Consider the following 1,574-nt stretch of genomic DNA (forward strand, 5'->3'; position numbering starts at 1 on the left):
AGGTGGTCGTGTCCTGGATTCGGGAGGGGAGGATCTGATGGCCGGTCCGAAACGGGACGAGTATGCGCGTGAGGTTCTGCGCGCTGGCCGCGATCTTGGGGTCACGCCGAAGGGCATCGTGATCGCCTTCGCGACTGTCGCTGTCGAGTGCGACTGGGTGATGTACGCGAACCGCGGTGACCCGCAGTCGCTGAGTTTCCCGCACGAGCGGGTCGGTTCGGATGCGAACTCGGTGGGCTTGTTCCAGCAGCGCGCCCCGTGGTGGGGGACTGTGGCCGACCGCATGGATCCGTACCGGTCGGCGCTCCTGTTCTTCGCTGAGCTCGCGAAGCTCAACTACAACAGTGACTCTCGGTCGCCGGGTTGGTTCGCGCAGGCGGTGCAGAAGTCGGCGTTCCCGGACCGCTACGACAAGCGCATCAGTGAAGCGCAGCAACTCTATGACCGGCTGGCGGGCGATGTTGGGAAGCATCGCGCGCCCGATACCGCACAGGAGGTTCACAAGATGGGTGATCCTGTTTGGCTCGCCGATGTTCTCCGCGCCGAGGGACTGAAGGTGATCGAGCACGACGGCTGGAAGAATCGCGGTCACGGCGACTTCCTCGACGTGCGCGGCGTGCTGTGCCACCACACCGCGGGTGGCGGTGAGAACGACTGGCGAATCGTCCAGAACGGACGCTCCGATCTGCCCGGTCCACTCGCGCAACTCGTCCTCGAACGCGACGGAACGTTCCGTGTCATCGCAGTCGGTGTGTGCTGGCACGCGGGCCGCGGGTCGTGGCCGGGGTGGCCGACAAACAACGCGAACTACCACGTGATCGGCATCGAGGCCGTGAACAACGGTGTCGGCCAAGAATGGCCGGCAGTGCAGCTCGATGCGTACAAGCGTGGGTGCGCCGCGATTCTGCGACGTCTGGGTCGCAACTCGAACGACTGCGTGGGCCACAAGGAATACAGCTCCGAAGGGAAGATCGATCCCTTCGGAATCGACATGGACGCGTTCCGACGCGACGTCCAGTCACACATCACTCGACCCTCGGGAGGGTTCATGTCCGCACTCAACGATGCCGAGCAGCGTGAGCTGCTCGAGAAGACTCGTGCTCTCTGGGATTTCCTGGTGAAGCCGGAACCGTCGATGGTCGATCCGTCGAAGAATTTCTCGGCGGCCACGCTGATTCGCACCGCGGACTATCACGCCGCGAACGCGAATGCGAACACGCGCGAGATCCTGAAGAAGATGGAGGGCGGCCAGTGAACATCGTCGCGAAGCATTGGGCCACCATCAGGCAGGTCGCCTACGGTCTCCTGGCCGCAGCTCTGGCCGTCGCCGCGGCCAAGGGCTGGATAACGGACACTCAGTCTGAGCAGTGGCTGAATCATGCCGTGACCCTGCTGGGTGCACTCGGTTTCGTTGTGGCCGGCCTGTACGTGGACCGGTCCCCGAAGGGAACGGACATCCTCCCGGAGGTTGTGCTCGGTCCAGTGAAGGAGCCGCGGCGTGAACTGTCGCCGCTCGAGCAGGTGCTGGCGGAGGCCGAGAACCGCCTGCGCGGGCGGTAGGGCGTGGAGGAGTT

The 1,574-nt window shown here is 64.4% G+C and carries 2 protein-coding genes; both read left to right on the forward strand.

All coding sequences use genetic code 11. From position 1 onward, the window contains the following. On the forward strand, positions 1-1,255 hold a 1,255-nt coding region (locus WAX14_RS17530), incomplete at its 5' end, for an N-acetylmuramoyl-L-alanine amidase (RefSeq protein ID WP_422629328.1). Beyond that, the gene (locus WAX14_RS17535; RefSeq protein WP_422629329.1) at positions 1,252-1,560 is read left to right on the forward strand and encodes a hypothetical protein; all 309 of its coding nucleotides are present in this window, start codon (positions 1,252-1,254) and stop codon (positions 1,558-1,560) included. The genes WAX14_RS17530 and WAX14_RS17535, both read left to right, overlap by 4 nt. The last annotated feature ends 14 nt before the right edge of the window (positions 1,561-1,574 follow it).

Source organism: Rhodococcus sp. (in: high G+C Gram-positive bacteria), assembly GCF_049299235.1.
Classification (GTDB): domain Bacteria; phylum Actinomycetota; class Actinomycetes; order Mycobacteriales; family Mycobacteriaceae; genus Rhodococcus.